The organism is Clostridium sp. (assembly GCF_036639235.1).
Taxonomy (GTDB): Bacteria; Bacillota; Clostridia; order Clostridiales; family Caloramatoraceae; genus Clostridium_AB.
Genome location: NZ_JAVWJB010000106.1, coordinates 1 through 2,076, shown reverse-complemented (window position 1 = coordinate 2,076; position 2,076 = coordinate 1). Strand labels below are relative to the sequence as shown.

Here is a 2,076-nt window from a genome sequence, read left to right as displayed (position 1 = left end):
AATCAAATAATAATTAATAATCTAATTGTTTGTAAATAATACTATGCTTTGATATAATTCTAAGTAACTATATAAGGGGGTAGGAAAGTTTTGTCTAGAGTTAGAGAGTATCAACAAGCATATGAGAAAGCATTAACAAACTTAAAAAACAATTCAAATACACTAGCTGTAATCGTATATGGCAGCATAGTTACTGGAGATATCTGGGAAGAATCTGATATAGATTTCATTGTAGTTACAAGTGAAGAAGACAAAATGGATATCCTTTACACAAAAGAGTATGGTATTTTTATGCACATAAATTATATGTCAAAGGATCTTTTTATTAGGAATTATCAAAACATAATCAAGGGGGGTACTTTCCATAAGGCATTTTCAAGTGGAAAGCTTGCTTATTGTATAGATAAGGACGTTAAGTCTATTTATCAGGCAACAAGATTTTACTCAGATAGCGATAGATGTATTAGAAATATAGATATACTTTGTGAGATATTTAATCTTATGCATTATGCTAAGAAGTTTTACTATACGAAGAAATATGAAACATCATATGAACTTGCATTATTAGTTTACAAGAATTATGCAAGACTTGAAATGAACATGAGCGGGTATGTAACTGACAAGGATGTTATATCTATTGCAGTTAATCTTGATTCTAACATTGAGGAATTATTTGGTATTTTAGTAGGTAATGAAAGCTTAGACTATAGAATAAATAGGGTACTAGAACATGTAGAGAGTTTTATTGAGAAGAATATAGGAAGGATAACACTTCCAATAGTTGAATTTATCCAAAAAAACAACAACCTTTGCTCAATTATGGATATACAAGAAGGTAAAGGATTTAACCTTATTAATAAGGATATGAGCCTTGTTATTCACGAAATGGCAAAGCAGGGAATCATTAACGAAACAACTAGAAGGTACGAAACTGAATCAGGAGAGTTTTTAGTTGAGGAGCTAGTTTATAGCGTTTAAATATGGAGGTAGAATATGCAAAAAGTAAAAATAATAACAGATAGTTCATGTGATTTAGAAATAGATTACCTAAGGGAATTATCTGTAGATATGAGTCCACTTGTAACTATTTTAGAGGATGGAGAGTTTTTAGATAGAGTGGAAATGGGACCGGAGGAGTTTTATAATAAGCTTAAAACCGTAAAGAAGATTCCTACAACATCACAGGCTTCACCTGCATCTTTTAAGAAACAATTTCAAGATGCATTGGATAATAATATGGATGTACTTTGTATAGCATTTTCTTCAAAACTTAGTGGTACATATCAATCAGCATTAATAGCTAAGGAAATGCTTGATAATGATAATAGAATTGAAGTAATTGATACTCTTTGCGCATCTGTTGGTCAGGGGCTTTTAGTAGAGAAGGCTGCACTTATGGCAAAAGGTGGAGCAGAAAAAAGTGAAATAAGTAAAGTAGTTAGGGAAATGGCTTCAAAAATGCAACATCTAATTGCAGTAGGATCACTAGATATGCTTAAATTGGGAGGAAGAATTTCATCTTCACAGGCGGCTATTGGTAGTCTTTTAAATGTTAAGCCAATACTTCAAGTTGTTGAGGGTTCTATATTACCATTAGAGAAATGTAGAGGTAAAAAGGGTGTCCTTAAAAAATTAATTCAGATTTTTGAAGAAAGAGGAGAAGATATTCAAAACTCAAGAATTGGATTAAGTTATGCACAGGATAAGGAATTTGCATTAGAACTTGCAAAGGATCTTAAGGACAAGTTAAATATAGAGGATGTTCTAATAACAGAAATAGGTTCAGTTATAGGATCCCATGTTGGTCCATCAACGCTTACTATTTGCTTTGTTGGAAAGTAATATATACTAAAGAAGAGATATAAATTATCAAAATTAGAGGTGAAAGTTGTGAAGCTTCATGAGTTTATATGTTTAGATAAGGATAGTAGTGAACCATTATATATTCAAATTCATAATGAAATTAAGAAGTTTATAGAAAATGGAACACTTAAGCCAAATGATAAGCTACCAGCTATTAGGGCACTTGCAGGAAAACTTTCAGTTAACAATGTAACAATAGTAAATGCTTATAAG

The 2,076-nt window shown here is 31.2% G+C and carries 3 protein-coding genes; all 3 read left to right on the top strand.

All coding sequences use genetic code 11. The features are described 5' to 3' along the window. The first annotated feature begins 90 nt into the window (after positions 1–90). On the top strand, positions 91–978 hold the full coding sequence (locus RR539_RS10835; protein ID WP_332500452.1) for a nucleotidyltransferase domain-containing protein: 888 nt from the start codon (positions 91–93) through the stop codon (positions 976–978). 15 nt (positions 979–993) lie between these two features. Then, positions 994–1,842 (top strand): DegV family protein, encoded by an 849-nt coding sequence (locus RR539_RS10830; RefSeq protein ID WP_332500451.1) that lies wholly within the window; start codon positions 994–996, stop codon positions 1,840–1,842. Positions 1,843–1,881: 39 nt separating this feature from the next. After that, positions 1,882–2,076, top strand: a 195-nt coding sequence (locus tag RR539_RS10825) for a GntR family transcriptional regulator (protein WP_332500450.1), incomplete at its 3' end; no start/stop codon positions are given.